Annotated in this window: 23 protein-coding genes; 18 read left to right on the top strand and 5 right to left on the bottom strand. The window is 71.7% G+C overall.

Going from position 1 to position 24,069, the window contains the following annotated elements:
* Window positions 1–532 precede the first annotated feature (532 nt).
* Together ACZ51D_RS34135 and ACZ51D_RS34130 are read left to right on the top strand one after the other, a co-directional pair.
* Window positions 533–1,126, top strand: coding sequence for a site-specific integrase (locus ACZ51D_RS34135; protein WP_465664449.1), 594 nt, complete (start codon window positions 533–535; stop codon window positions 1,124–1,126).
* A complete protein-coding gene (locus tag ACZ51D_RS34130) occupies window positions 1,039–1,899 on the top strand; it encodes a hypothetical protein (protein ID WP_465664448.1) in 861 nt (286 codons plus the stop codon). The genes ACZ51D_RS34135 and ACZ51D_RS34130 overlap by 88 nt, the downstream gene beginning before the upstream one ends.
* Window positions 1,900–3,104: 1,205 nt before the next feature.
* Here the strand turns inward: ACZ51D_RS34130 and dnaB are convergent.
* The 5 genes from dnaB to ACZ51D_RS34105 form a co-directional block, all read right to left on the bottom strand.
* Window positions 3,105–4,523 carry a replicative DNA helicase gene (gene dnaB / locus ACZ51D_RS34125; RefSeq protein ID WP_465664447.1) on the bottom strand — a complete coding sequence of 473 codons (1,419 nt, stop codon included), beginning with the start codon at window positions 4,521–4,523 and terminating at the stop codon, window positions 3,105–3,107.
* Window positions 4,524–4,654: 131 nt separating this feature from the next.
* A complete protein-coding gene (locus ACZ51D_RS34120) occupies window positions 4,655–5,476 on the bottom strand; it encodes a DciA family protein (protein ID WP_465664446.1) in 822 nt (273 codons plus the stop codon).
* Window positions 5,476–7,167 carry a hypothetical protein gene (locus ACZ51D_RS34115; RefSeq protein ID WP_465664445.1) on the bottom strand — a complete coding sequence of 564 codons (1,692 nt, stop codon included), beginning with the start codon at window positions 7,165–7,167 and terminating at the stop codon, window positions 5,476–5,478. Before ACZ51D_RS34115 ends, ACZ51D_RS34120 begins: the two co-directional genes overlap by 1 nt.
* Window positions 7,168–8,277: 1,110 nt before the next feature.
* The gene (locus tag ACZ51D_RS34110) at window positions 8,278–8,814 is read right to left on the bottom strand and encodes a GNAT family N-acetyltransferase (RefSeq protein ID WP_465664444.1); all 537 of its coding nucleotides are present in this window, start codon (window positions 8,812–8,814) and stop codon (window positions 8,278–8,280) included.
* Window positions 8,811–9,605 carry a GntR family transcriptional regulator gene (locus ACZ51D_RS34105; protein ID WP_465664443.1) on the bottom strand — a complete coding sequence of 265 codons (795 nt, stop codon included), beginning with the start codon at window positions 9,603–9,605 and terminating at the stop codon, window positions 8,811–8,813. The genes ACZ51D_RS34110 and ACZ51D_RS34105 overlap by 4 nt, the downstream gene beginning before the upstream one ends.
* A gap of 466 nt (window positions 9,606–10,071) precedes the next feature.
* Between ACZ51D_RS34105 and ACZ51D_RS34100 the strand changes: the two genes are divergently transcribed.
* The 16 genes from ACZ51D_RS34100 (at window position 10,072) to dnaN (ending at window position 24,016) form a co-directional block, all read left to right on the top strand.
* Window positions 10,072–10,674 carry a hypothetical protein gene (locus ACZ51D_RS34100; protein WP_465664442.1) on the top strand — a complete coding sequence of 201 codons (603 nt, stop codon included), beginning with the start codon at window positions 10,072–10,074 and terminating at the stop codon, window positions 10,672–10,674.
* A 159-nt stretch (window positions 10,675–10,833) separates the two neighbouring features.
* Entirely contained in the window at window positions 10,834–11,271 is a 438-nt protein-coding gene (locus tag ACZ51D_RS34095; protein ID WP_465664441.1) for a hypothetical protein, read from the top strand.
* A 5-nt stretch (window positions 11,272–11,276) separates the two neighbouring features.
* Entirely contained in the window at window positions 11,277–11,411 is a 135-nt protein-coding gene (locus tag ACZ51D_RS34090) for a hypothetical protein (protein ID WP_465664440.1), read from the top strand.
* A gap of 250 nt (window positions 11,412–11,661) precedes the next feature.
* A complete protein-coding gene (locus tag ACZ51D_RS34085) occupies window positions 11,662–11,916 on the top strand; it encodes a hypothetical protein (protein WP_465664439.1) in 255 nt (84 codons plus the stop codon).
* A gap of 114 nt (window positions 11,917–12,030) precedes the next feature.
* Window positions 12,031–12,393 carry a hypothetical protein gene (locus ACZ51D_RS34080; RefSeq protein WP_465664438.1) on the top strand — a complete coding sequence of 121 codons (363 nt, stop codon included), beginning with the start codon at window positions 12,031–12,033 and terminating at the stop codon, window positions 12,391–12,393.
* 116 nt (window positions 12,394–12,509) lie between these two features.
* Window positions 12,510–13,181: a hypothetical protein gene (locus ACZ51D_RS34075; protein ID WP_465664437.1), complete on the top strand. Its 672-nt coding sequence runs from the start codon at window positions 12,510–12,512 to the stop codon at window positions 13,179–13,181.
* Window positions 13,182–13,540: 359 nt separating this feature from the next.
* Window positions 13,541–15,070, top strand: a complete 1,530-nt coding sequence (locus ACZ51D_RS34070; protein ID WP_465664436.1) for a DUF2637 domain-containing protein — start codon at window positions 13,541–13,543, stop codon at window positions 15,068–15,070.
* A gap of 126 nt (window positions 15,071–15,196) precedes the next feature.
* Window positions 15,197–15,343: a hypothetical protein gene (locus tag ACZ51D_RS34065; RefSeq protein ID WP_465664435.1), complete on the top strand. Its 147-nt coding sequence runs from the start codon at window positions 15,197–15,199 to the stop codon at window positions 15,341–15,343.
* Window positions 15,344–15,480: 137 nt separating this feature from the next.
* Complete coding sequence (locus ACZ51D_RS34060; RefSeq protein WP_465664434.1) at window positions 15,481–16,053, top strand: hypothetical protein; 573 nt, start codon at window positions 15,481–15,483, stop codon at window positions 16,051–16,053.
* A gap of 139 nt (window positions 16,054–16,192) precedes the next feature.
* Window positions 16,193–18,229 (top strand): hypothetical protein, encoded by a 2,037-nt coding sequence (locus ACZ51D_RS34055; RefSeq protein WP_465664433.1) that lies wholly within the window; start codon window positions 16,193–16,195, stop codon window positions 18,227–18,229.
* A gap of 2 nt (window positions 18,230–18,231) precedes the next feature.
* Window positions 18,232–18,606 (top strand): hypothetical protein, encoded by a 375-nt coding sequence (locus tag ACZ51D_RS34050; RefSeq protein WP_465664432.1) that lies wholly within the window; start codon window positions 18,232–18,234, stop codon window positions 18,604–18,606.
* A 10-nt stretch (window positions 18,607–18,616) separates the two neighbouring features.
* Window positions 18,617–20,929 (top strand): type IV secretory system conjugative DNA transfer family protein, encoded by a 2,313-nt coding sequence (locus ACZ51D_RS34045; protein ID WP_465664431.1) that lies wholly within the window; start codon window positions 18,617–18,619, stop codon window positions 20,927–20,929.
* A gap of 123 nt (window positions 20,930–21,052) precedes the next feature.
* On the top strand, window positions 21,053–21,556 hold the full coding sequence (locus ACZ51D_RS34040) for an ATP-binding protein (protein WP_465664430.1): 504 nt from the start codon (window positions 21,053–21,055) through the stop codon (window positions 21,554–21,556).
* 95 nt (window positions 21,557–21,651) lie between these two features.
* Window positions 21,652–21,999 (top strand): hypothetical protein, encoded by a 348-nt coding sequence (locus ACZ51D_RS34035; protein ID WP_465664429.1) that lies wholly within the window; start codon window positions 21,652–21,654, stop codon window positions 21,997–21,999.
* Window positions 22,000–22,125: 126 nt separating this feature from the next.
* Window positions 22,126–22,752: a hypothetical protein gene (locus tag ACZ51D_RS34030; protein ID WP_465664428.1), complete on the top strand. Its 627-nt coding sequence runs from the start codon at window positions 22,126–22,128 to the stop codon at window positions 22,750–22,752.
* 61 nt (window positions 22,753–22,813) lie between these two features.
* Entirely contained in the window at window positions 22,814–24,016 is a 1,203-nt protein-coding gene (gene dnaN, locus ACZ51D_RS34025) for a DNA polymerase III subunit beta (RefSeq protein ID WP_465664427.1), read from the top strand.
* Window positions 24,017–24,069: the final 53 nt, after the last annotated feature.

Raw genomic sequence — 24,069 nt, 5'->3', positions numbered from 1 at the left:
GGAAACAAGGTCTTCGTCAGGTGGGTGGTGACATCGGCAACCGCTTGGTGGTGGGCAGGCCGAAGTACTCGATGCAGGCCGGACCGGCAGGTGGCTCCGCCCAGCACGGGCGTCGGCCGCCTGCTCGATGGCAACTGCCCAGGTCCCGATACGGTCGCCGTGTTGAAGGGGCCACCACGGTCGTTGGTACAGCGACGACGAACGAAGCCGGCGCACCAGCCCAGCACGACCATCAGCCACTGGAACTCATGGGCGCGGAAAGGGCCCCCTGGGGCCCGGTTGCGGCGGCAGCCGCAATTCCGTGACCGGCGCAGGAGGGCCAGCCACCTTCAGGTCTTCAGGCTCGCGGCGGTGACCGGCCCGGGCGGCGGCAGCGGCACGGACCGGCGCCCCCGGAGGCGGATGCTGCGGGAGGGCAGGTGGTGCACCGGTACAGAGAGGAGCGGCAGTGCCTGACTGGTGAGTGTTCTGGGTTCGCCCCGGTTGGCTGGCCCCGTCGAAGTCGGCCGAGAGCATCTGGTCGGAGTCGGGGATGAGGCTCGGGGACGCGGTGTTCGTCGGGCCAGACCACCGGATCGATCCGTTACTGTGCCGGTTCGGTCAGTCCTCGCGGTTTCGCGGGTTCGAGCCGGAAACCCGGCGAAACTACGCCACGGACATCTGCCTGCTGCTGAACTTCCTGTCTGCCCGGGGACGGCACTGGACGCAGGCAGGGGAGCGGGATCTGGCGGACTTCCGAGGTTGGCGGTTGAGCGCGTCCGAGAATCCGTCCCGGGTGGGGACATCGAAGTGGAACCGGGAGCTGGCGGCGTTCACCGCGCTGTACGCCTGGGCCCGGCGGGAGCGGTACGTGTCGATGAGCCCAGTGACGATGCGCCAGGTCACCGACGTGTACGGCGTTGCGCGGGAGGTCTCGAGCGGGCTGGTTAAACCGGCGGCGTCGGAGATGCACTGGCTGACGCCGCGCGCACCTGGCGATTGTGGACGGATATCGGTCTGCGCGGCCGCACTGCGAACGGCACCGTGGAGCCGGGGTGGGTGGGACGGCTGGAGGACCGCAACACCGCGTTCGTCGAGCTGGTGCTCTCCTCTGGTCTGCGGCGTCAGGAGGGCGGGTCGCTGCTGACAGTCGAGTTGCCGGTGGCGCGCCTGGCCGGCAGCCGGTACTACCGGGGGCGTGTCGCGGGGGCGGTGACCCGGTCGAAGGCCTCGCGCACCTATTACGCCTCGGCGAAGGCGGTGCGCGACATCGAGTCGTACGTGGAGTCCTCGTGGGCCTGGGCGGTACGCAAGGCGCAGGCGAAGGGCCGCTACGAACGGCTCACCGACGTACGGCTGGTCACCGAGGTCACCCGCGGGCCCAGGCGGAAGGTCCGTTGGAGGGACCAGTACGGGGTCGTCTTCGAGCGGGGGCTGGACACCCTGGCCTGGTGGGAGCGGATGTGGCTGTTCACCGAGGGGCCCGACGGTCCGGAGCCGCTGTGGCTGTGGCTGAACGAGGCCGGCCTGCCCTTTCACCCGCACTCCTGGGAGGCCGTCTTCCGGACCGCGAACCAGCGCTGTCGATTGATCCTGGAGCCGCCTGTGCACCGACGGGTGGATCCGCACCGGATCTATGCCCCGTTCGCCACCGTGCACAGCGCCCGGCACAGCATGGCGCTGATCATGCTGGTGGTGCTGAACTCGCTGCTGGACCGGCGCTTCGGGCTCAGCCCGCGCGAGCGCCGTGACTTCGCCCTGCTGTATGGCGACCCGTGGCACCTGGTCCAGGGCCTGCTCGGCCATGCCACCCGCCAGGTCACCATCGACACCTACCTGGCGCCGGTGCGCAACCTGCGCCTGGAGTCGCTGCTGGCCGAAGCGGAAGTTATCCACACCAGGGAAGGACGTGCAGCATGAACTGGGCAGCTGCTCCGTCGGCGGGCATCAGGCTGGCTGTAGACGGCCCATCCGACCCTGGTCGCCCTCCGCGGCGGACTCCCTGCAGCTGCTCGTCGCCTCCCTCAGGTCCGCCAGGGATGGGATGCCTGCCATGAGGGCGTCGACGCACGTTGCCTTAGCCGTCAGTTCCGGGCCTCTCGGCGTCCTGGTCCGCTTCCGAGGGGCTGGACGGCTTGTCGGACCCATGCCCGAAGTGCTGCCTCAGCGGCTCGTGGCACTCGTGGACGATGACGCCGGTCTCCTGGTCAACTACAAGCTCATCATATTGGTCAGCGTCGTGGTCGATGCGACGGTATTTGTCCATCCATCGCCCTGAACTTCGTGCTGGCTCGTCCCCCTGCCGAAGATCCAGAAAGGGCTTCTTACGCCCAGGCCGCTTCCCTGTCGCCACTACGAACTCGCGCAAACCGGCATCTGCGGAAGCATCGACCTCATAGAGTCGGCCCGCTTTCGCCCCGCACGCCGGGCAAGGGGTTCCAGCCGCTGCGGCCGCTGCAGCCGCAGGGTCGGGGAAGACGTACTCGCATTCGCGACAGCTCGCCGCCACCACAGTCGCGTCAGCCATGGTTGCCTCCAGAATTCAACACCCCCCTACGAGCCTAGTCAGGGCCGCCACAGGGTCTGAAAGATCTCAACATGCTGACTTGACAGGGAAGCCCAGTGTCACGCCGTCTTCGGCGTGACCGGTGCGGCGACGGGCCGACGGCGGGGCCGGCCACGGCCCTGGCGACGGAGCACGCCGCGCCCAGCCACCCGCACGGCCGCAGTCCGCATTGGTTCGCAGTTGCCGCCCGGTCCCGGCCTGGTCGGCAGGGCAGGCGGCGGGCGTTGCGGAGGTGGGGAAGAGCGAAGGGGCGGGGATGGACTCATGGTCCATCTTGGGGGACACCAGGATCACCAAAATGAACCATGAGTCCATCCCCGCTGGGCAGTGCAACCTGCCTTCAAGTACATGTGACGTGATCCCAGGGTCACGTCACATGTACTTGAAGCTCATCAGTGCCTGGGACTACGGCGCAGCATCGCGGGGTCCAGATCGAGCGGGAACGGGTCGGTGAGCTGGGTGGTCTCGTCGGCCTGGACGAGCCGGTCGACGTAGACGCCGTCCTCCAGGTGGCCGAGGTGGAGGCGGGGGGCCGCATGGTTGACGGTAGCGGTCGCGGCTACGGGGCGGTGCCGGCACTCGTCTCGTTCGCGGGTTGGACGTCGTCTTCGTCGGCCTGGTGGGGGATGTAGCCGCGGTCGCCCGGGTCGGTGAAGGCCGAGATCGTGGGGTGGAAGGCGACGGTGATCGTGGCGGTGGGGCCGTTGCGGTGCTTGGCGACGATGAGGTCGGCTTCGCCGGGCCGGTTGTCGGGTGCGTAGGCGTCGTCGCGGTGGAGGAGGACGACCAGGTCCGCGTCGTCCTCGAGGGTGCCGGAGTCGCGCAGGTCGTAGATGTGGGGCCGCTTGTCGGCGCGCTGCTCGGGCGCGCGGTTGAGCTGGGAGAGGGCGATGACGGGGAGCTGCAGTTCCTTGGCGAGGAGCTTGAGGCGGCGGCTGACCTCGTTGACGTCCTCGTAGCGGCTGCCGTACTTGTGCCTGCCGTGGTCGAGGAGCTGGACGTAGTCGACGACGATGAGCTTGATGCCGTGCTGGGCCTTGAGGCGCTGGCTCTTGGAGCGGATCTCGGCGAGGGTGAGGTTCGGAGCGTCGTCGATGAGCAGCGGGGCGGAGGTGATCTCGGGCATGCGGGTGGCGGCGCGGGTCCAGTCCCGGTCGGTCATGTTGCCCGAGCGCATGTGGTGCAGCGGGACGCGGCTCTCGGCGGAGAGCAGGCGCATGCCGATCTCGTTGCGGCCCATCTCGAGGCTGTAGATCACTGCGGGTAGGCCGTTGCGGAAGGAGCAGGCTCGCAGGATGGTCAGCGCGAGGGTGCTCTTGCCGTGGGCGGGCCGGCTGCCCAGGACGATCAGCTGCCCGGGGTGCAGGCCGTTGGTCAGCGCGTCCAGGTCCGAGAGGCCGGTGGGCACGCCGGCCGGGGCGCCGATGTACGAGCCGATGCCCTCGACCTCGTCGAGGACGCCTTCCATGACGTCGGCCATCGGGCGCGCCTCGACCCAGCTCGGGCTGTGGCCGGTGGTCACGGCGTGCACCTCGGCCTGGATCGCGTCGACCAGGTCGGTAGTGGGGGCGTCGGTGTAGGCGAGGCGGTCGATGCGCGTTGCCGTCTCGATCAGCCGGCGGCGCAGCGCCTTGTCCTCAACCAGGGTGGCGAGGGTCTCGGCTTCGGCGGTGCTGCGGACCATGTTGACGAGCTTGTGCAGGTAGTCCCGGCCGCCAGCCCTCGCGAGCAGGCCCTGCTCGGTCAGCTTTGCGGCGACCTTGATCGGGTCGGTGGACTCTCCGGCCGCGTAGAGCTCCAACACCGCGTTGTAGATGAGCTCGTGGCCTACCCGGTAGAAGCTGGCCGGGTACAGGATCTCGACGACGTCGGCCACCGCGTCCTTGGAGCGCATCGTCGTGCCGAGGAGCAGCTGCTCGGCACGCAGGTCGTGGGGCACCTCGAAGGCCGGACCGCCGTCCGGGTCCTGCTCGCTCACGCGCGTCCACCTCTCTGCTGATCGCCTGGTGTGGCCCGGGCCGGGGCCGGCGAACGGGTCGTCGCGGCCACCCTGTCGCACCGCCGCACGGCTGTCCCGGCTTTCCCCGAACGAGCGAGGCCGGCTGCGGCTCACGCCGCTCCGGTCTGCGGCGGGGCCGGGCGGGCGGTGCGCAGCGGGATCGCCCCGGCCCGGGTGGCGCGGGCGACGGCGAGAGCGGCACGGTGGCGTTCGCGCTGCTGGCGGACGTGGTCGTCGGCAGCGGTGGCCGGGGTGTCCTCGATCGCGCGGCGGTGGGCCTCCTCGGGCTCGCGCAGCCGGTTGTAGTGCTGACGCAGGATCGCTTCCCGTTCGGCGGCGGCCTCGTCGAGCGCCGCCTGGCGGGCGGCGGCGTCCTCGCACATCCGGCGGCGCAGCTCCTGGTAGGCGTGGTGGTCGGCCAGCGGGGGCCGGGCCGGCTGCGCGGCGGCCCGATCGTCACGGCGGGCAGGTCGGTCGTCGGGGTCCTGGTCGTGCTGCACCACGGGGGCGGGGCCGACGCGGACGTCGATGGCCCGGACGGTGCCGGGGCGCAGCTGCTCGAGGTCGGCAAGGATGCGGCGGGTCTGGTAGCGGAGTTGGGCGGCCCAGGCCGAGGAGTCGGCGACCACGCGCAGCCGGCGGGTGGTCGGGTCGTAGCCGGCGAGGTGCCAGTGGGCGGCCGCCTCGGGGCCGACGATCGAGGGCCAGCGGTCGCGCAGGCCTCCGCCAGCGGTGCCGAGGGTCCAGCCGTGGGCGGCGACCAGGGCGAGGAACACGTCCGCGATCGGCTCGGGTTCGCGCGCGCCGCGCCGCGGCGCGGCCGTGGTCTGCCGGGTGGTGCGCTGGGCGGGGACGTCCCCGTTGATACGGGCGGCCTGACGGGCGGCGCGCAGCGCGGTGCGGGCCAGGTCGGCACCGGTGGTCACGGTCATCAGCGGCTCCCGACGAGTCCGCGCTCACGACGGCGGGCAGCCAGCTGCTCGCGGAAGGCGATGCCCTCAGAGCGGTCCACGGTCATCCAGGCCGGGACCGTGACCAGAGGCAGCTCGGCGCCGTCGATTGCCCGGGGGACTTCGGGCCGGGCGGGCTGGTCCAGCACCGGCACGCACAGGCCGCACGGCAGCTCGATCCGCACGTGCCGGTCGCAGTAGGCCGGGCGCTGTTCCTCGGCCTGGTCGGCGTGGCCGAGGGTGTCCGCCGGCATCGGTGCCGGTGCGGTGCCGGACTCGGCGCGGGCCTGCTCTCGCTCGGCCTGGCGGCGCATCGCGTGCCGGTGCTGGGCACCCTCGACGTGGTACGCGCAGGTCTGGCACTCGCCGCCGAGCTCAACGTCCGTGCCGGACTCGCAGCTGGGCAGGTGGCAGCCGCGCCGGACCAGGCCGCGATTGCGCCCCGGGGCCGCGAGCCAGGCGTACGGGTCACGGATCTCGTCGCGCTCCAGGACGTACCGGCGCTCCAGCCGCTGGGCGACCCGCTCAACGTCGCCGCCCACCTCGCGGATCGCCTGACCGATCGCCCGGGCCACCTCCCGCTGCTGCCAGCGGTTCATCCGGTCCACCAGCTCCGGCACCAGGCGCAGAACCTGGTGAACCTCGGCGCTGACCGTCATCGGAGGCAACGCCCCGATCTTCGGTTTGGTCATGGTCGCGCTGGGGGTCTTCGGCAGTTCCGGCGAAGCCGCGATCCGGGCAGCCACGACGTTGGGCTGCCCGGCGACGGCGGGCACCAACTCGACCGCCGGGGTGGCCACGGCCTCGCATACGCGCGTGTCGCGCGGTACGGACGTTGCGGCTTCGCCGGACCCGACACCACGAACGGCGCGCAGGGGCTTGTTCAGGAGAGCTTGATCAAGAGAGCTTGATTGTGGAGCCGAAACGAGGGGGGAGGGTGGAGTCAGATCGAGGGGGGAGGGTGGAGCCGAAACGAGGGGGGTCTCGATCGGCTCCACCAGGGAGAACAGGTCGAGCTGCCCGACGCAGACAGCCGCCCCCTCGACCTCCTCAACGTCGGTCGGCTCCGCCAGCAGGCGGGCCTGCTGGGGCTGCGAGAACAGCGCCTCCTGCGTCACCACGCCGACCAGCGGGACGGGGTGCACGGTGTAGCGGAACGCCCCGCCGCTCTCCCCCTCCCGGCTCACCCAGCCCTCCGCCACCAGCTGCGCCGCGACCACGCGGGCGGTCTCAGTGCGCAGGCCGCAGAGCGCGGCGAGCTGCTTCGCCGAGGTCGTCGTCTCCAGGTGCTCCCGGTAGGCCAGGGCCGAGTACACCTTGAACCTGGTGCCGGACAGCACGTTCCGGGCGACCGCGGAGATCCAGACCGCGCGCACCTCCCGGCCGGCCTGCTCGACCCGGCGGGCGATCGTGCCGCCCTGGCGGTGCTCGCACTCCACCAGAACGCCCTCGACCCCGCGCAGCAGCGCGGCCACCGTCTTCTCGTGCAGACCGAGCCCGTGGGCGATCGTCGCATTCGACGCCCAGCAGTACCCGGCCTTGCTCCGGCAGTAGTCGCCCACCACGGTCACGGCCCGGATCTGATCCCCCGTGAACTGGGCGAGCCAGCCGACTGGGAAGCGGGTGCCGAACGCGGCCTCCCCGGCGTCGGCTTCGCCGGTACGCGAGGGCACCGGGGCCTCCGCCGGTCCGCCGGACCGCTGGCCGGGAACGACCGGCACGGCCGGAACCACCCGGTTCGGACCCGACCGTGTGACACTCGAAGCCTCACCCAGACGAGTGATGTGCGTCACATTGTCGACAGTGAGCGCGGCGGATCCGACAACCGGTCCGCCAACCGGTCCCTGGACAGAACCCAAGGCAGGAACGGGGGAGGAGAGATCGCCCCCCTCCCCGGGGACATCGCCCGAGCTCAAACCGGGGACACCACGCCCTTCGGTGACGACTCCGGGTGACTGGAAAGGGCTACTGACCTGCTGCAAAATGGCGTTGCTCCCTACAGCTACATGGGGACGCAGCGGCGCCCCCTCGGGGGTGTTCGTGAAAAGCGCCCCTCGTGGGTGTTGGTAAGACCCCCTCCGGGGGGTGCCGAACTGCCTCCTTTCGGGTCTCGCTCGCGTTCGTCTCGTGCGGGTCGGTCTTGGTGGTGGTGCGGGTGCAGCCGAGGCCCCTGCAAGGGCCCCGACTGCGGGTACTGCGGCCGGCCTTGGATGACCGGTGGTGGTGCTTGGTTCTGGCGAACCGGTAGTACGGCTGGTGGTCGGTTGGCGCCGATCCCCCAGCAAGCCCGCTCAACGGTTGGGAAGCCCGAGAGCAGGTGAAGCAGGAAGGCCGCGTTGATCCGGGGTGGAAAACCCGGGGGAGCGGCCAGCGGAGCTAGACCCCTGGAAAGGTCCGGCACCGCAGACGAGGGCTAGGTCACGGAACACCCCCGCCTCGGGGGCCGCCGTGGCCGGCCACACATACAGAGACGGCACCCCGCCGGAGCGAGACCCGAGAACCCTCGGTCGACTCCACGGCGGGGTGCCGCGCGTATGAGGGGGCGCCACTGCGGGTACCCTGCATCACGTCACCACCCCTTACGTGGCTGACCGGGACGGGCCCCTGGCCGGGCGCCGCTCCACTTGAACGCCGTCCGGACTCTCGGGTCCGGGCGGCGAAGTCGTTTTGGATCACTGTCGGCGCAAGCCTACCCCTGTGGACAACACTCGGAGTAACGGCATAGGCACCGTGTCGATCTGACGTTCCGACGAGCTGAATGTCCAACAAGTTCGCCCCCCTGCCTAGCTGGCGGTCTGGTCGTCAAACCCGTGGTCGGCGACAACGGCCTTGCGCTGGGCTACCCAGCCCGAGCCGCCGACTTCGGGGTTGAGAACCGTCCTGACGTGCTGAAATCCGTGTTCCAAGTAGTACTGGTGGAGCCGGCGGTTACTGGTCCAGGCGTCCAGGCGGAGCAGCTTGGCCCCGCGCCGTGCTGCGCGGTCGCCGGCCCAGTCCAGCAGCCGGGTGCCGAGCTTCTGGCCGGCGTACGCCCGGTCCACCGTGAGCTTGTGGATGTACATGGCGGCGACCTCGCGCTCGTCGGCCGTCCAGAGGAGCGGGTCGGTCTCGGTGTCGAGGGTGATGGTGGCCGCGAGTTCGGCCCCTGCGGACTCCCGGACGACGAACACGTCCCCGGCCTGGATGCTTCGAGCTATGTGGTCGCTGGGGAAGTCCGTGGACCACTGGTCGCTGCCGGCCTTGGCAAGCCAGGCTGCGGCGTCGGTCCGGAACCGGGCCAGCCGCGGCAGGTCGGCGAGTTCAGCGCGCGCGATGATCACTCTGCGACCGCCTCTTCGGTCTCGGGCTCGGTTTCCTTGGCGCGCCGATTCCGCTCGTAGACGATCACGTGGCGGTCCCCGGGCAGCAGACAGATGGTGACCTGGACCGGCTGCCCTTCGCAGTCGTGTCCAGTGCTGATCAGCTCGGCCATCGGGGTGCCGGGCGGGAGAGCAAGCCGCTCCAGTTCCGAGGCTCGCGGGAGCCGCGGGTAGATCTCATCGAGCGACTCCACCAGTTCATGGCCGAGCTCGGCCAGCACCTGATTGGTGCCGCGTTCGACGCTGCCCGGTGTCATCCACTCCGAGCCCTCGACGATTCGAAGGGGAACATACGAGTCGTCAGTGGCGAAGGGCACGCCGTCGACGAAGCTGGTCCGCCGTCGGTAGCCGACGGGCACGCCTTGGGCGAGCTGCAACCGCTGCCGCACTGCGTCGTCCGGCAGTTCCACACCCACTTCAATGGTCTGGGTACCATCGCGCCCCTCGTCCTGGAGCAGCTGGGTGTAGATGTCGACCGTCGGCGGCTTCCGCCGAAATTCCGACTGCGGCCGGTAGACCAGCGGGCGCCACTCGCGAACAGTGCGCCCCAACCTGCCTTTGCCCTCGTTGATCAGCCCCTCGTGTTGGAGCCGCTGCAGCGCGGTCCGAACGGTCTGACGGCTGACCTTGTGTTTGTCGGCGAGCTGGAGTTCACCGGGGACCTGGTCGCCAGCAGACAGCTCGTGCTGTTCGATCTGCCGCTTGAGGTCGTCGTAGACCCACTCCCAGCGTGCCCTGCTGTCGGCTGGCACCCGTCACTCCCTCATCGTGTCCGTTCTGTACGTACAGAAGATAGCGCGTTTTGGTCGCCCCGTCGCCCCCGAGCCCGCCGGCCGGGCGTGGCGGAGGCCGCGACGGAACGTGCCGACACGCGTACTGCGCGTCGCTGACCTGCGCGTTCGGCTATTTGTCAAGTCTGTACGTACAGAAGACTTGCGGCGCCAATCTTCTGTACGTACAGTTCAGACATAAGCCAACCGGCTCTGGTCGGGGCGGTCCTGTTGGACCGTCAGGCGTGCAGGCCCAATCGCTTCGGCAGTGATCAAGTCGAGCCCATCCGCTCCTAATCACTGCAGCTGCTGGGCTGAACATATGGCTCCACCACAGCGCTGCTGCGCTGTCTGTCCGCCAGGACGCCGGCCTTCGGGCCGGGCCTGGCGGGCGGAGAGAGCAGCACTCCGCTCCCCGGACTCTCCATCTCCCTGCCAGGAGGCCCAGATGCCCGCTCGCACCCGCACCAAGCGCCGCTCCGCTCTCCCCCCGCTCAAGCTCTCGACCCTGCTCCCCAGCCGCTACAACCTCCGCCCGGGCGAGGTGAATACCGTGGTCTGCCCCGACTGCCAGACATGGCAGCGGATCATGGGCGACAAGACGCGCACCATCCGCGACCACTACTCCACCGACCTGTCCGGCGCCGAGCTGGAAGCCGGCCAGCGGGACACCCGCTGCCCGTCCGCACGCCGGATCGTCGAGATCGACGTCAAGGTCGCGCACTGGGCGAAGCAGGTCGAAGAGGGGAGCACCCAGGTCGCCGCCCGTCGGCCGACCACGGTGTTGAAGAAGGTCAAGGCCCCGCAGCCTCCGGCTGTCCTCCACATCGCGCAGGGTCGCCCGGCCGAGCCCATCGTCTCCGCCAAGCGGGCCGCGCGGAAGCGAGCCAAGGGCTGGGAAGTCGTCCGCGTCGGCGTGCTCGTCACGGACGTCCTGCGGCAGCAGCCCCTGTACGGCGCGCGGGGCCCCCTCTTCTCGCTGCCCCTGCCCGATGGCGTGGCCACCGAGCCGCCCCGGAAGCACCGGAAGCGGAAGGGCCTCGCCGCCTGACCACCGCCAGCTGCACGAACCACCACGGCCGCCCACCCCCGACATGCGGGGTGGGCGGCCGTGGCTGCTCGTACAGCAGCCAGACACAGATGACGGCCCCGGGATTGCGCCCCGAGGCCGTCGCCGGTCGCACCACCCAACGACGAGAGGACTACGACCGTGGACACCATCATGGCACTCTCCAGCACCACCCCGGTGAGCAGCGGCACCATCGACGACCTGTACGCCCGATACTCCTGCCGCCTCCTCGCGGCCGCGGGCGAGCGCCTCGCCGCCATCGGCCCGGCCGCCGTCGAGCTGGACGAGGACGTCACCCAGGACGTGTGGACCCACGTCCTCGAGCACGGCCTGCCCGATGGACTCCGCGGCCTCGAGGCCCTGCTGGCGCTCCTCGACAACGCAGTGGCCCAGGTCCGCCGCCAGCGCGGCCGCGAGTACGCGGCTGGCATCGCACTTCCTGCCCGGCGCACCGCCGACCCGGTCGGCCTGGACGCCCTCGCCGACACCATCAACGCGGCTGCCGCTCGTCCGCTCCGCCCGGCCGCCACCAGCCAGGCGTTCGACGGCCTCCTCCGCGACCTCCCGATGGCCGGGTGACCGCGATGGACCCGATCCAGGCCGCCGCCGACCTCCAGCGCCAGATCGCCGCCCAACAGGCCGCCCTCGAGGCGCAGCGCGCCGCCGAGCGGCTGCTCGCCGAGCAGCTGCGCCAGCAGCAGACCGGAGGCCCCCAGTGACCTGTACCGATCTCGCCGCCTGCCGCGCGTACGCCAACGGCAACGGCGGCACCCCACCCGCGCCCCCGGCCCCGCCCGCCCCCACCCCCGGCGGTGGTGGCCGGTGAGCAGCCCCGAGGACCAGGCCTGGACCGGCCAGCAGATGGACGAGCTGCTGCGCCGGGCCCGCGAGATGCACGCCCGGGCGCAGGCCGCGAAGGCCGGCGGCCAGCAGCAGTAGTACCAGCTACGACACGAGAAGGGACCGCCCGTGAGGACGACCGAGGAGTACGACGCCTGGCAGGCCGGGCTGGAGCAGATGCACCGCGACTACGAGGAGGCCGACCAGGCCGAGTACGTGGCCTTCATGGACGAGCTCGACGCCCGCGACGTCGCGGCCTGGGCCGACCCGGTCCTGGAGCAGCCGGCCACCGGCGGTGCGCTCCTGGAGCAGCGGCACGTCCTGCACGAGGCCGCCCACCCCGACCAGGTCGAGGCGCTGCGGCGCCTTGCCGCCCTGGCCTGACCGTCGGTTGCTGTCGTTCGCCGCCGCGCCCACCCCCCTCGGAGGCCGGGCACGGCGGTGTTCGTCGGTGCCCGACCCACCGGCCGCGCCCTACCCCTGACGAAGGAGCAGCAGATGGCCTATGTGCCGCCCCCGTACATCGATCTGCACCCGCTGATGAGCCTGGAGAACCCGCTGCCGCCTGGCAACGAGGACCTTCAGACGCGGATCACCGTGCAGCTGGCGCAGGCTCGCCTGGCCGCTGCTGCGTTCACCACCGCCGAATACATCGACGACGCGCTGACCCGCGACGAGCTGTGGTCCCGCTTCATGGCGATGCGCGGCGAGGCCTGCGCCCTGGCCGCGATGCTCAATGAGGCGCTGCTGCTGATCCCCTACGAGCAGGTGCCCGGCGTGTGGTGCGTGAGTACTCAGTCCGTCGTCGAGTACCTCACGGTCCCCCGCTACCCCACCGTCCAGCGGGAGCTGCACTCCTGACCCGCCCGGTTGCTGTCGTTCGCCGCCGCGTCCCGCCCTGCCAGCACGGGGAGCGGGGTGCGGCGGTGTTCGACGGTGCCCGACGCACCGGCTTCACCACTTCAACGGAGGACACCATGTTCGTGATCAGCCTCGGCGATTTCGACAAGATCGCCCAGCAGCTTGAAGGCCGTCACCACCAGAACTACCAGGGCACCGCGAAGACCGAGTTCAACAACCTCGTCTTCACCTTCAAGCCGTTCACGGGTACCGAGAATGAACCGGTGATGCCGGCGGAGGCATGGCGGGACGAGTCCCTCACCCATGCCGCCCGCGAGGCCCTGGCCGCCGAGTACGAGGACGCCCGCAGGCTGTGGCTCGACGCCAGGTACGTCCGCGAGCTGAAGGCCGCGGTCGTCGGCGCCGATGAGCTGTGGACCGCCTACGCCCAGGCCCGCCAGGAGATGGACCGGCTCTTCGCCTCCCTGGACTCCACCGCCGACACCCACTGGCGCTCGACCGTCTTCCAGCTGGTCACCGCCCAGGAGAAGGCGCTGGCGGAGGCCGCGGCCTGGGACTGCAAGGCCCGGACCATCGTCGACGTCCACAACGCCCACAACTACAGCAACCTGTCCCAGCGCGAGGCCTGCGAGAAGGCCGGCGTTGACACCGCCTGGGAGTTCGGCGCCCGCAGCGACTACGACAGCTGGGGCCGCAACCCGCTCAACCGGGAGGTCTTCAACGCCGTCGAGCGCCAGCGCGAGCACCTGCGCCAGGTCGCGGACCTGACTGGCGACCACCAGGCCTGACCGCCGCGTCGGTCGGGGTCCGTGTTTCGGGCCCGGCGGCCTCTTCTTCGCCCCAGCGGCGGCCGGTTTCGGAAGCGCGTGATCGCGTTTCGGGAGCGCCGGCCGCCGTTTCGGACCCACCTGAACCGAGCCTTCCGGAGGCCCCTGTGACGATCACCGACATGCCGCCGACGGCGGCCCCGACCGGCCCGACGCGCCCCGCGCCAGGCCCCGTTTCGGCACCGCCCGCGCCGCTTTCGGGAGCGCCTGAGAGTGTTTCGCCCGCGCGCCGGGCGGTTTCGGAGACGGCCGAACCTGCTTCGCCCGCGCGCCCGACCGGGGCGCTGACCACTCCGCAGAAGCTGGCGGCCGGCGGGATCGTGGCGGCCGCGCTCGCCCTGGCCGGCATCGGCCTCTACCTGTCCTTCGGGCACGTCGCCGCGTTCGCCTTCGGGCGCCTGCACTTCTCCACCCTGGACCAGGGTCGGCTGTTCGCGGTCGGCGTCGACACCGGGATCATGGTGATGATCGCGGTCGACCTGCTGATGGCCTGGCTCAAGCGCCCCATCAACTGGATCCGCTACCCCGTGTGGCTGCTCACGGCCGCCACCGTCGTCCTCAACGCCGCCTCGGCCGCCCCGCAGGGCAGGCCCTGGCAGCTGCTCGACTACGTCGCCGCGTTCGCGCACGGCGTCGTCCCGGTGCTGTTCATCATGGTGGTCGAGGTCGGCCGCGACTCCATCGACCGCGTCGTGCGCCCCGACCAGGCGGAACGCGACTCCATCCCGCTCATCCGCTGGATCCTCGCACCCATCGCGACGTCCCGGATCTACCGGCGGATGCGGCTGTACGACGTGCACTCCTACCCGGAGATGGTCCGCCGTGACCAGGAGCTCATCGCCTACGAGCTGTGGCTCAAGCGCAAGTACGACGGTGACCTGTCCAAGGCCACTGAGGACGAGCAGCTGCCGATGACGATGGCCCCACACGGCTACACCGTCGCCAAGGCCCTCGCGATGCCGGACGAGCAGGACCAGGCCGCCGAGGCCCGCCAGGAGGAGGCCGAGCGCCGCCGCCTGGAGGCCGACACCCGCCGCAAGCAGGCCACGGCGAGGGCCGAGGCGGAGGCCCTGCGTGCGGCTGGCCAGGTGGAGACGGTCCGGGCCCAGGTGGAAGGGGAGACCGGGCAGGCCCGGGCGCAGGCCAAGGCTCAGGTCACGGCCGCCGAGCGGGCCGCCGCTCTGGAGGAGAAGGCGCTGGAGACCGCGGCGACGGCCGAGGCCCGCGCCCGCACCGCCACCGCCGAGCTCCTGGAGGCGCAGGAGCGCAAGGCGAAGGCCGAGACCGACCTCCAGGCGGCCGAGCTCGAACAGCAGGCTGCCGACAAGCGGCGGGCGATCGAGGAGGCCGACCGGGTCGCCGCGGCCGAGGCCGCAGCGATCGACACGCAGACCATCGCGATCGCCCGCAAGGCCGCTGCCGAAGCCGACGAGGCCGCCGCCGAAAAGGAGCTCGCCGCCGCCGAAACGCGGCTGGCCGCCGCCGAAAAGGACCGCCTCGCGGCCGAGGAGTGCGAGCGCGAGCAAGCCGCTCTCGCCAACGCCGAGCGGGCCAAGCTGGCCGCCGCCGAAGCCGAGAAGTCCGCTGCCGAAACGCGCCGGGCTGCTGCCGAAATCGAGAAGCGCGCGGTCGAAGCGGAGGACGCCGCCAAGTTGACGCCGCGCCAGCGGGCGGTGCGCAAGGTCGCCCGGATGCTCCTGCAGAGGGCCGACCCCGAAACGGGTCAGGTCCAGATCGCGGACCTGCCGCTGGCGGAGATCCATCAGGCGCTGGAGGTCTCCTCACCCGCCACGGCCTCCGAGTACCGCATCGAAGCCGCCGAGCTGCTCAACCAGGGCTACCGGCCCTGACCCGCACCGCCGAGCACCGGCCTCTCCGGTGGCCACCAGGACGCTCACATCGTCCTGGTGACCGCCGAAGGCGCCGAAGCGCCGAGCACCACCGTACCGAGCACGGCCCCAGTGAAGGAGCCCCCGATGAACACCCTCGAGTACCTGGTCGGCCTCGCGCTGGTCGTCCTGGTCGTCGTCCTGGCCGTGGCCACCCCGCTGTTGCTGGTTCACGCCCGCGAGCGCGACCACGGCCCCGATTGCTGGTGGTGCCACCCGCGGCTGCGCCGCTGACCGACCGCCCCACAACCCACCGAGATCCGGGCCTCTCGGCCGGTCGCCGGCGCGCCCCACCAGGGCGTCTTCGGCGGCTGGCGAAGGCGTCCGGCCCCGGCGCCGAGCACCACCGAACAGACAAAGGAGCACGCACCATGGCCGACCGCGATTCGGTCTACAACGACCCCGCCTACGACATCAGCAGCATCCCGTCGTGGAAGCAGACGCCGCCGCTGCACGGCGCCTACGCCCCCAACGCCCGCTTGTCCCCCCGCGCGAAGGCCGGTGTGGCCGTCGCGGGTGTCGTCCTGGTCGCCACCGGGATGGTCGCCTGGTCGCAGTACGCCTCCGCTGAGGCCGACGCCGAGGTCAAGAAGGCGCAGATCGCCCTCGACAGCTCCCGCCTGGAGCTGGAGAAGCAGAAGCAGGAGGCGTCGCTGGCGGCCGAGATGGCCAAGACCAGCGGCGTGGAATCCGACGCGCAGAAGGCGCGCCGTGAGGCGGTCCAGGCGTGCGTCGCCAAGGCCTCCGGCGCCTACGGGGCCGTCGCCGACTGCGCCAAGGCGTACCCGGCGGTCGACTCCCCGGGCATGGTCAACACCGCCCAGAAGGTGGCCACGAGCGAGGGCGACGACACCTCGAACTCCGGTGTCGGCCTGGCCGTCCTCGGGGTCGCCGGCGTCGCCGTGGCCGCTGGCTACCTGAAGAAGCACTTCGCCCGCAAGTAACCGTCCGTGACTCCCTCCCACTCCCTCCCATCCATGAAACAGGCCTTCCCCTCTCCCAAGTACCGGTCATGGGCGTGAAGGAGGCTTTCAGAGAGTGGGAGGGAGTGGGAGGGAGGCTACCGAGAGTAAGGACAATGTGATGGCGACTCCCGCTGCCGCGGCCGTTCCACCTCCGCCCGACCACCCGCCCACGGTGCCGTCCGCGCCCGCCCCGAGCACCCCCACCGACCCCGCGCCCCCGACTCCGGACCCCGGTCCCGCCGCCTCGGCGGCGCCCGCGGAACCGGCCCCGGCGTCCGGCGCGGGCGCCGCGCCGAGCGGTCTCGCCGACCTCCTCGCCCCGGTCCAGCCCGCCCGCTCCGTCCTCGGCACCACCGCCGACCTCGACCCCAAGGACGCCGCCGCCGACCCCGCCAGCGCCGAGACCGGCAAGACCACCGGGAAGAACGCCGCCGGAGCCGACAGCAAGGACGACGGCCGCGACGGCCCGATCGGCGCCCTGGTGCGCGCCCTCGCTCAGCGGCTGGGCCGCACCGGCACGGCCACCACCATCAAAAAGTCCCACGACGTCAAGGAGACCCGGGTCTCCGGGAGTTCGACCAACACCACCAACGCCAACAAGTCCGACCTGCTCGCCAAGAACGAGCACGCCGCCCAGCACCGCTCCCAGCGCGACGCCAAGACGGCCGACCTGAACAACAAGACCCACCAGCACCAGGGCAAGGACAACCGGGACGTCCGCAAGGCGGACAGCACGGACGCGAAGACCGCAGCCAGCAAGGCCTCCAAGGCCGACACCGCGTCGAAGACCGGCAAGGACAGCCGGGACAGCAACAGCAACGACACCAAGTCCGCCGACACCAAGGCCTCGAAGAACGACACCGCGTCGAAGACCGGCAAGGACAGCCGGGACAGCAACAGCAACGACACCAAGTCCGCCGACACCAAGAGCTCGAAGAACGACACCGCGTCGAAGACCGGCAAGGACGACAAGCACCACAGTGACGAGAAGACCTCCAAGGGGACGGACTCGAAGACGGCCGACCCCACGGCGCCGAAGGGCGGCAAGGACGACGGCGGGGCGAGGACGTCGAAGCCCGACGGCTCCGCCGGGGACGGCGGAGCCGCGAAGGACGACCCGGGCGGCGCGAAACCAGGAGGCGGGCCGAAGCCCGGCGACAACGGCCCGGCACCGGGCGGTGCCGCACCGGGGCGCGGCAGCACGCCGGGCGGCCCCGTGGGCCCCGGCGGAGCGCGGGACGCGAACCCCGCCGACGCGAAGGGTGCGGACACCAAGTTCAAGGGAGCGAAGGTCTCCGGCCTCGTGGGCGCCACGCCGGAGCCGGCCTCCCCGCAAACGCCGCCGGACCGCAAAGGCCCGGACGACAAGTTCCGCAAGCCCAAGACCGCACCGGCCGGGCCGGTGAAGCCCGGCGCGGCGGGACCGAAGCGTGCCTCGGCGGGCTGCGCGCCGGCGAAGGCCGACACGAAGACAACCCCTACCTCTGCGACCGGTCCCGCCACGTGGGACGGAAGGACGACGATGCACGACCCGAACAATGCCGCCGCCGGGATGGTCCCGGTCAGCGGATCGACCGCTGACCGGGCGAACAAGCCCCCCACAGCCCCGGCCACCGGGGCCGTCTCCGCACCCGGCCCGACCAGGATTCCCGCCCAGGCCGGCCCCACCGCACCGGCCCCGGCGGCCGAGGCGGAGCCCGCGCGGAACGTGGCGGTCCTCCAGGACGGGGTCACCTTCGTCGCCGACGGCGAGCAGCGCGGCATGACCCGCGGCGAGGTCCGCACCCTGCGCCAGTTCGAGCGCCGCATGGCCGCCAAGGGCCAGGTGCTGGCGAAGGTCGCCGAGGGCAGCAAGGACATCCGGGCCACGGCCGTCGACCAGGCGACCCGCGCGCAGCGCCTGGCCGAGGACGCCAAGCAGGTCAAGGGCGGCGACCGGCTGGTCGCCATGGCGCAGCGTCTGGCCGAGCGCGTCCAGTCGCTGCGGGCCAAGGCGGAGCAGACCGAGAAGGGCGCCGAGCGTGGCACGGAGGCCGTCAAGGTGCTGGCGTCGAACGCGGAGAAGCGGCACGGCGTGGTCTACAAGGCCGTCGTCGACTCGCCGCTCACCAGCCCCGCGGAACGCGAGTTCTACCAGGACAAGGAAGGGAGCTGACGGTGGCGAAGTCGCTGACCTACCGCGCGCTGCGCAGGGAGCTGAGGGCACTGGCCAAGGAAGTCCGGAAGGGGACCGAGGAGCACAAGAAGCTGGCGAGGGAGATCGAGGCGCAGGCGCGGGACACCGGCCGCATCGCCGAGCAGATCGCCGCCCTCAAGGTCGACACGGCCACGGTCTCCGAGACCCGCGAGGTGTCGCGGATCATGCGGGGCCTGTCGGTTACGGCCCTCGCCTACGCGACGGCCGCCGACGCGGCCTCCCGCGCCGCCGTTGCCGCCGACAACGAGGCCGCCCGCCTGCACAACGGCATCCAGGAAGCCGTCGACCGCTCGTCCGTCCCCATGGCCAACAGCAGCTGGTACACCCAGGAATAGGAGAGATGCCGTGACCACCGACCACGCCACCCCCGCCCCGGAGGCGGTGCGCAGCGCGTCTGTCGAGAAGGCCTTCGCCGTGGCGGAGGTGGCCGCCCCGGTGGTCACCGCCGCGGTGATGCCGCTGCTGCAGGCGCAGGCCGCCACCACCATGTGCACGTTCCTCGCCGCGCCGGTGCTGGTCGCCGGGGCGAACTACGCGGGTCTGATCGCCGACCGGACGCTGGAGGCGGTGCCGGGCGGCGACATCGTGCGGGCGCACCGCCGGCCGATGTTCGTCTCCGCCGTCGCCACGGCGACGGCGTCCGCGACCGCCACGGTCAGCGGTCTGCCCGGAATCGATGCCCTGGCCGCCGGATGGATGGAGCTGCCGTCCGTCTCCGGCCTGGTCTCCATCGCCTGGTGGGGCAGTATCGCCTTCGTCGGCTTCTCCCTGCGCCGGGTCCTGGGCGGCAGCCGCCGCCCGCGGCGCAAGGTGGCCCCGGCGCAGCAGAGCGCCGAGCCGGACCAGCCCTCGCCCGCCGTCCGGAAGGTGCTGCAGCTGTGGGAAGCCCACATCTCCGGCGAGTACGGCGTGCACACCGGCGAGGACCTCTACCTCACCGCCCTCGGGCCGGCCGGGTGGGAGGGCATCGTCCAGGCCCCGCCCGGGCGGCCGGTCAACGTCACCCGCGAGAGCGTCTCCGGCGTCTACCGCATCCCCGCCGCCTGGGTGCGCATCACCGACGGGCCCCACACCAGCTCCAAGTACATCCACGTCGACCTCGTCGCCCCGCCCGCCGAGCAGGCGCAGCGCGGCGAGCTGGAGGACCGGTGGCTGCGGCGCGTGGCGCGTAAGGGAGGCTGCGTGCCGGGCACGCACCTCGAAGGGCTGATCGACGACCCGGCCACCGGCGGTGTCGCGGCGTGGGTCGTCGCGGACGAGGACACCGACACCGTCACGGTCCCCGACATCCACCAGCTCGCCGGCGCGCTGCACACCACGCCCCTGCTCGTCTCCTTCGAGCCGACGCAGGACCCGCGCCGCGCCAAGTTCCGCAAGATGGAACGCTCGCCGTTGGAGGACGGCAGGCCCCTGCCCGGGCCGGAGGCGCTGCGCGCGAATCCCAACGGGTTCGTCTCGTTGGGCACCGGCATCTCGGGGCGCCCCTCCCGGATCCAGCTGTTCGACCTCAAGGGCGGCGCCCGGCACGTCCTGGTCGCCGGGGTCACCGGCTCCGGCAAGGGCGGCGTCCTCCAGCTGGTGTGCCTCTCGTACCACGTCAACAAGGTCGCGATCATCTACGCCGACCCCAAGGGCAGCTCGAACCCGGACGTGGAGGACATGGCGTCCTACGCCGGCTGCGGGCGCGAGAAGGCGATGGGCGCCCTGCGTCTGGCGTACGCGATCCTGCTGCACCGCGTCGCCCAGTCCCAGCGGCTGCGGATGAAGAACTTTGTCGCCACCGACGAGATGCCGTTCATCGCGTTGGTCCTGGATGAGTTCGCGCAGCTGCTCGGCGAGAACTCGCCCTTCCTGGCCGAGGCCGCGATGATCGTCGCCGCCGTCGCCGAGACAGGCCGCTCGCTTGGTATGTGCGTCGTGCTGTGCGGGCAGATCCTCAACCTCGACAAGATGGGCTCCGACACCAGCATCCGCGACAACGTCTTCTACGGCGGGGCGCTCATCCTGCTCAGGAGCGACGGGGCGCAGAAGAACCGCGTCGACCTCCCCGACAGCTTCGACGGCGTGGACCCGTCGAAGATCCCGGCGTTCTGGCAGAGCAGCAACGACTCGCTCATCTACGACCCGACGGTCCCCGAGGACGATCCGCGCAGGACGTTCGGCGTTGGCTACGTCGTCGGCCCGGACGAGCGTGCCGAGATGATGCGCGCCTGGATCCTCGAATCCGCCGCCGGTCTGTTCGACCCGGCGAACATCGCGATCCCGCACGACTTCCCGGGCTGGGACGACCGCGACCTGATCGCCGCCACCCCCGTTGACCCCACCGCACGCCCTGCCACCGGCACCGACGGCGAAGGCGACGGCACCGCCTGGGAGCCCGGCCCCGCGCCGACCGTCCTGACCAAGGAACCCACCGCGGAGGAGAAGATCCTTCGAATCCTCGACGACTACCGCGACCCCATGAACGAGGAGGTGGGTTTCCTGAGCCTGGACGCGATCGCTGAGATCACCGGAGTCGCCCGCAAGACCGTCCTGAACAGATGCTCCATGCTCGCCGGCAACGGCACGCTGGTACGCCGCAACGCCGGCGAATACGGCCTGCCGCTGCTCAAGAACACCGATCAGGGCAGCCTGCCGGAGCCCGCCGACAGCCTCTGACCCTGGCGGGCCGTCCCGCCCCACACCGCGTCCGCCCGCCCCGCCACTGCGGCCGGGCGGCGGACCGCTTCCCGCACCCAGTCACCCGGCCGTCCCGGCGGTCACCACCGAGAGGAACCCCGCATGACCACCCACCTGATCGTCGGCCCCACCGGCTCCGGCAAGTCCTACCGCCTCCAGCAGCTGATCGCCCAGGCCGCCAGCGAAGAGGCCACCACCACCTGGGCCATCCACTTCCACGACGAGCTGACCACCGCCGACCGCCACACCACCGATGCCGAGCAGATGCTCACCGACGCCCTCGCCATCGTTGACCAGCGCAACGCGGCCTTGCGCGACGCCCGCCAGCGCACCCACCAACCCACCGAGGCCGAGCCGCGCATCCGCCTGCTCATCGACGAGACCGAGCGCATCCTGCGCCGCGAGCCGCTCGCCGGGCAGCTGTACCGCCTGGTCACCACCGGCCGCCCCGCCGCCGTCGAGACCGTCATCGCCGTGAGCGACCTGCGCCTCAGCACGTGGCCGCTCGACCTGCGCGACCACTACCTCGCCGGCACCGTCACCCAGCTCCAGCGAGGACGTCGCACCGTACCCGGCCACCAGGCGCTGACCGACACCCAGAACTGACCGGTCGACCGGCCTCGCCCCCGGCAGCACTCCGCCCGCCCCGCCACCCAGGCCGGGGCGGGCGGGCCCGTATCAACTGGAAGGAAACAATCCCAGTGACCACCAACCGGTCCGACTCCGCGGCGCAGGCTCCCTGCCCGGACTGCCAGGTCGCCCCCGGCGACATCCACCAGGACGGCTGCGACATCGCGCTCTGCGCCCAAACCGGCCGCCAGCACCTGATGTGCGGCCACGACGAGGACGACGAACGCTGCCGCAGCACCTGGACCGGGCAGTGGCCCGGAACGGCCGAGTGCCGTGAGTGGGGCTGGTACGTGCGCGACATCCCCGGCCTGGGCCTGGTGCCCTGCCCCGCCGACGCCCCCGACGCCGAAGAGGACCTCAACCGCCTGATCACCGACGCCCGCTGGAACCCCGACACCCAGCGCTTCCAGCGCACCTGACCGGCCTACCAGCCTCGCCCCTGGCAGCACCCCGCCCGCCTCGCCACCCAAGCCGGGGCGGGCGGGCCGCTTTCCGGGGACGGGGCCGGCCGACCGGCCGACACCGCGATCCGCCTGGAGGACGTCGTGAGCATCACCGTCACCGCCGACCCGGCCAGCCCCGAGGAGATGGGCGCCGCCGCGGTCACTGCCATCTCGGAGGCTCTCAAGGCCGCCGCCCACCGCCGCCCGGTCGACCGCCAGGCGCCCTGGCGGATCACCGGCACCCCTTACAGCGCTGCCCGCCTCACCGTCGGCGACCTCACCGCCCGCATCACCGAGCTGCCCGACCACCTGATGGTCGTCTCCGGCATCCCGCAGTGGGACCGGCGTGCCGCCTGGCCGGTGCGCTCCACCACCTGGGACGGCGCCTTGGTCCTGCACACCACTGCGCCCGAACCCGACCCGAACGCACAGGCCCTCGACCTTCACCTGCCCGCCCCCACCGACGGCGACGGTGAAGTGCCGGGCCTGCAGCCCTCTGTTCCCCGCCGCACGGCCCTGGCCGGAGTGCTGACGGTCTGCGAGCTCGCCACCGTCCTGGCCGGTCTGCCCGACCACGCCCCGGTGATGGCCGTCGTCCCCGGCTGGGCCGGCACCGCCGAACTCGTCCTGGAAAGCGCCGACGACTACGGCGACTGCCTCCTGCTGGACACCGGCTACTCCAACTGCGAGTTCTCCGGCCCCGACGACGAGGACGACGACGAGGCCTGACCGGCCCCGCCTCCACCACCAGATCCGACACCAGCCCAGCCCCCTGAAAGGCGTCCGAACCGTGAAGCTGCGCCTGCCCGTCTCCGCCCTCGCCGACGCCGTCTCCTACACCGCCAAGGCCCTCCCGTCCCGCGCGCCGGTCCCCGTCATGCTCGGCATGCTCCTGGCCACCGGCGACGGCGGCCTGCGCCTGTCCGCCTGCGACGGCGAGGTCTACACGTCCGCCACCGTCTCCGCCGAGATCGCCGACGACGGCACCGCCCTGGTGCCCGGCCGGCTCCTGAACGACATCTGCTCCCGACTGCCCAAGACCGCCGACGTGGACCTCGAACTCGTCGACGGCGGCGCCCGCCTGGTCGTCGGCTGCGGCGCGGCCCGCTTCACCCTCCCGGTGCTCCCCGTCGACGAGTACCCGGCCACCGTCGCCCTGCCGGACGCGGTCGCCACCGTGCAGGCCGACGTCCTCGCCGAGGCCGTCGCCCAGGTCGCCGTCGCCGCCTCCGCCGACACTGCCCTGCCCGCGCTGACTGGCATCAAGGTGCGACTGGACGGCGACGCCCTGCACCTGGACGCCACCGACCGCTACCGCATGGCCCACAAGGAACTGACCGTCCGCCCGACCGTCCGCCCGACCGGCACTCTCCCGACGCCCGCGAAGCGCGGCAAGAAGAAGGACGGCGACGACCAGGCCGCGGCGCTGGTGCCCGCGAAGAACCTCGCTGAGGCCGCGAAGGCGCTGGAGGGCGAGCACACCCTCACGCTGCACTGGTCGGAGGGCCTGCTAGGGCTGTCCATCCCGGGCGGGCGCACCTACATGACCCGCCTGCTGGACGGCTACGAGTTCCCGAAGATGGGCGCCTTCTTCGACGGCGAGTGGCCGATGACCATCGCCGTCCCGGTCTCCGAGGCGGTCGCAGCGCTCCAGCGCGTCGCCCTGGTCGCCACCCGCAACACCCCCGTGCGCCTGGTCGTCGAGCCCGGCGGCGAGCAGCTGCGCATCGAGGCCGGCTCCGGCGACGACGCGCAGGCCAGCGACCGCATCCCCGTCCACACCGCCGGCACCGACACCGACGGCACCTGCGACGGCCTGGTCCTCGCCTTCAACCCGCAGTTCCTCGCCGACGGCCTCAAGGCGCTCGGAACGAGCGAGGCCGAGCTGCACGTCCGCCACCCGCACAAGCCCGCGTACCTGGCCGGCCGCCTCGGCGACGGCAACGACGCCACCTACCAGCACCTGGTCATGCCCGTGCGCCTGACCGGCTGACCCCGCACCACCCGGCTGACCCCGCACCACCCGGCCCGCCCCGCACCGCCGGG

It is taken from the genome of Kitasatospora sp. NPDC033851 (genome assembly GCF_055576085.1).
This window is presented reverse-complemented; position numbering and strand designations above follow the sequence as displayed.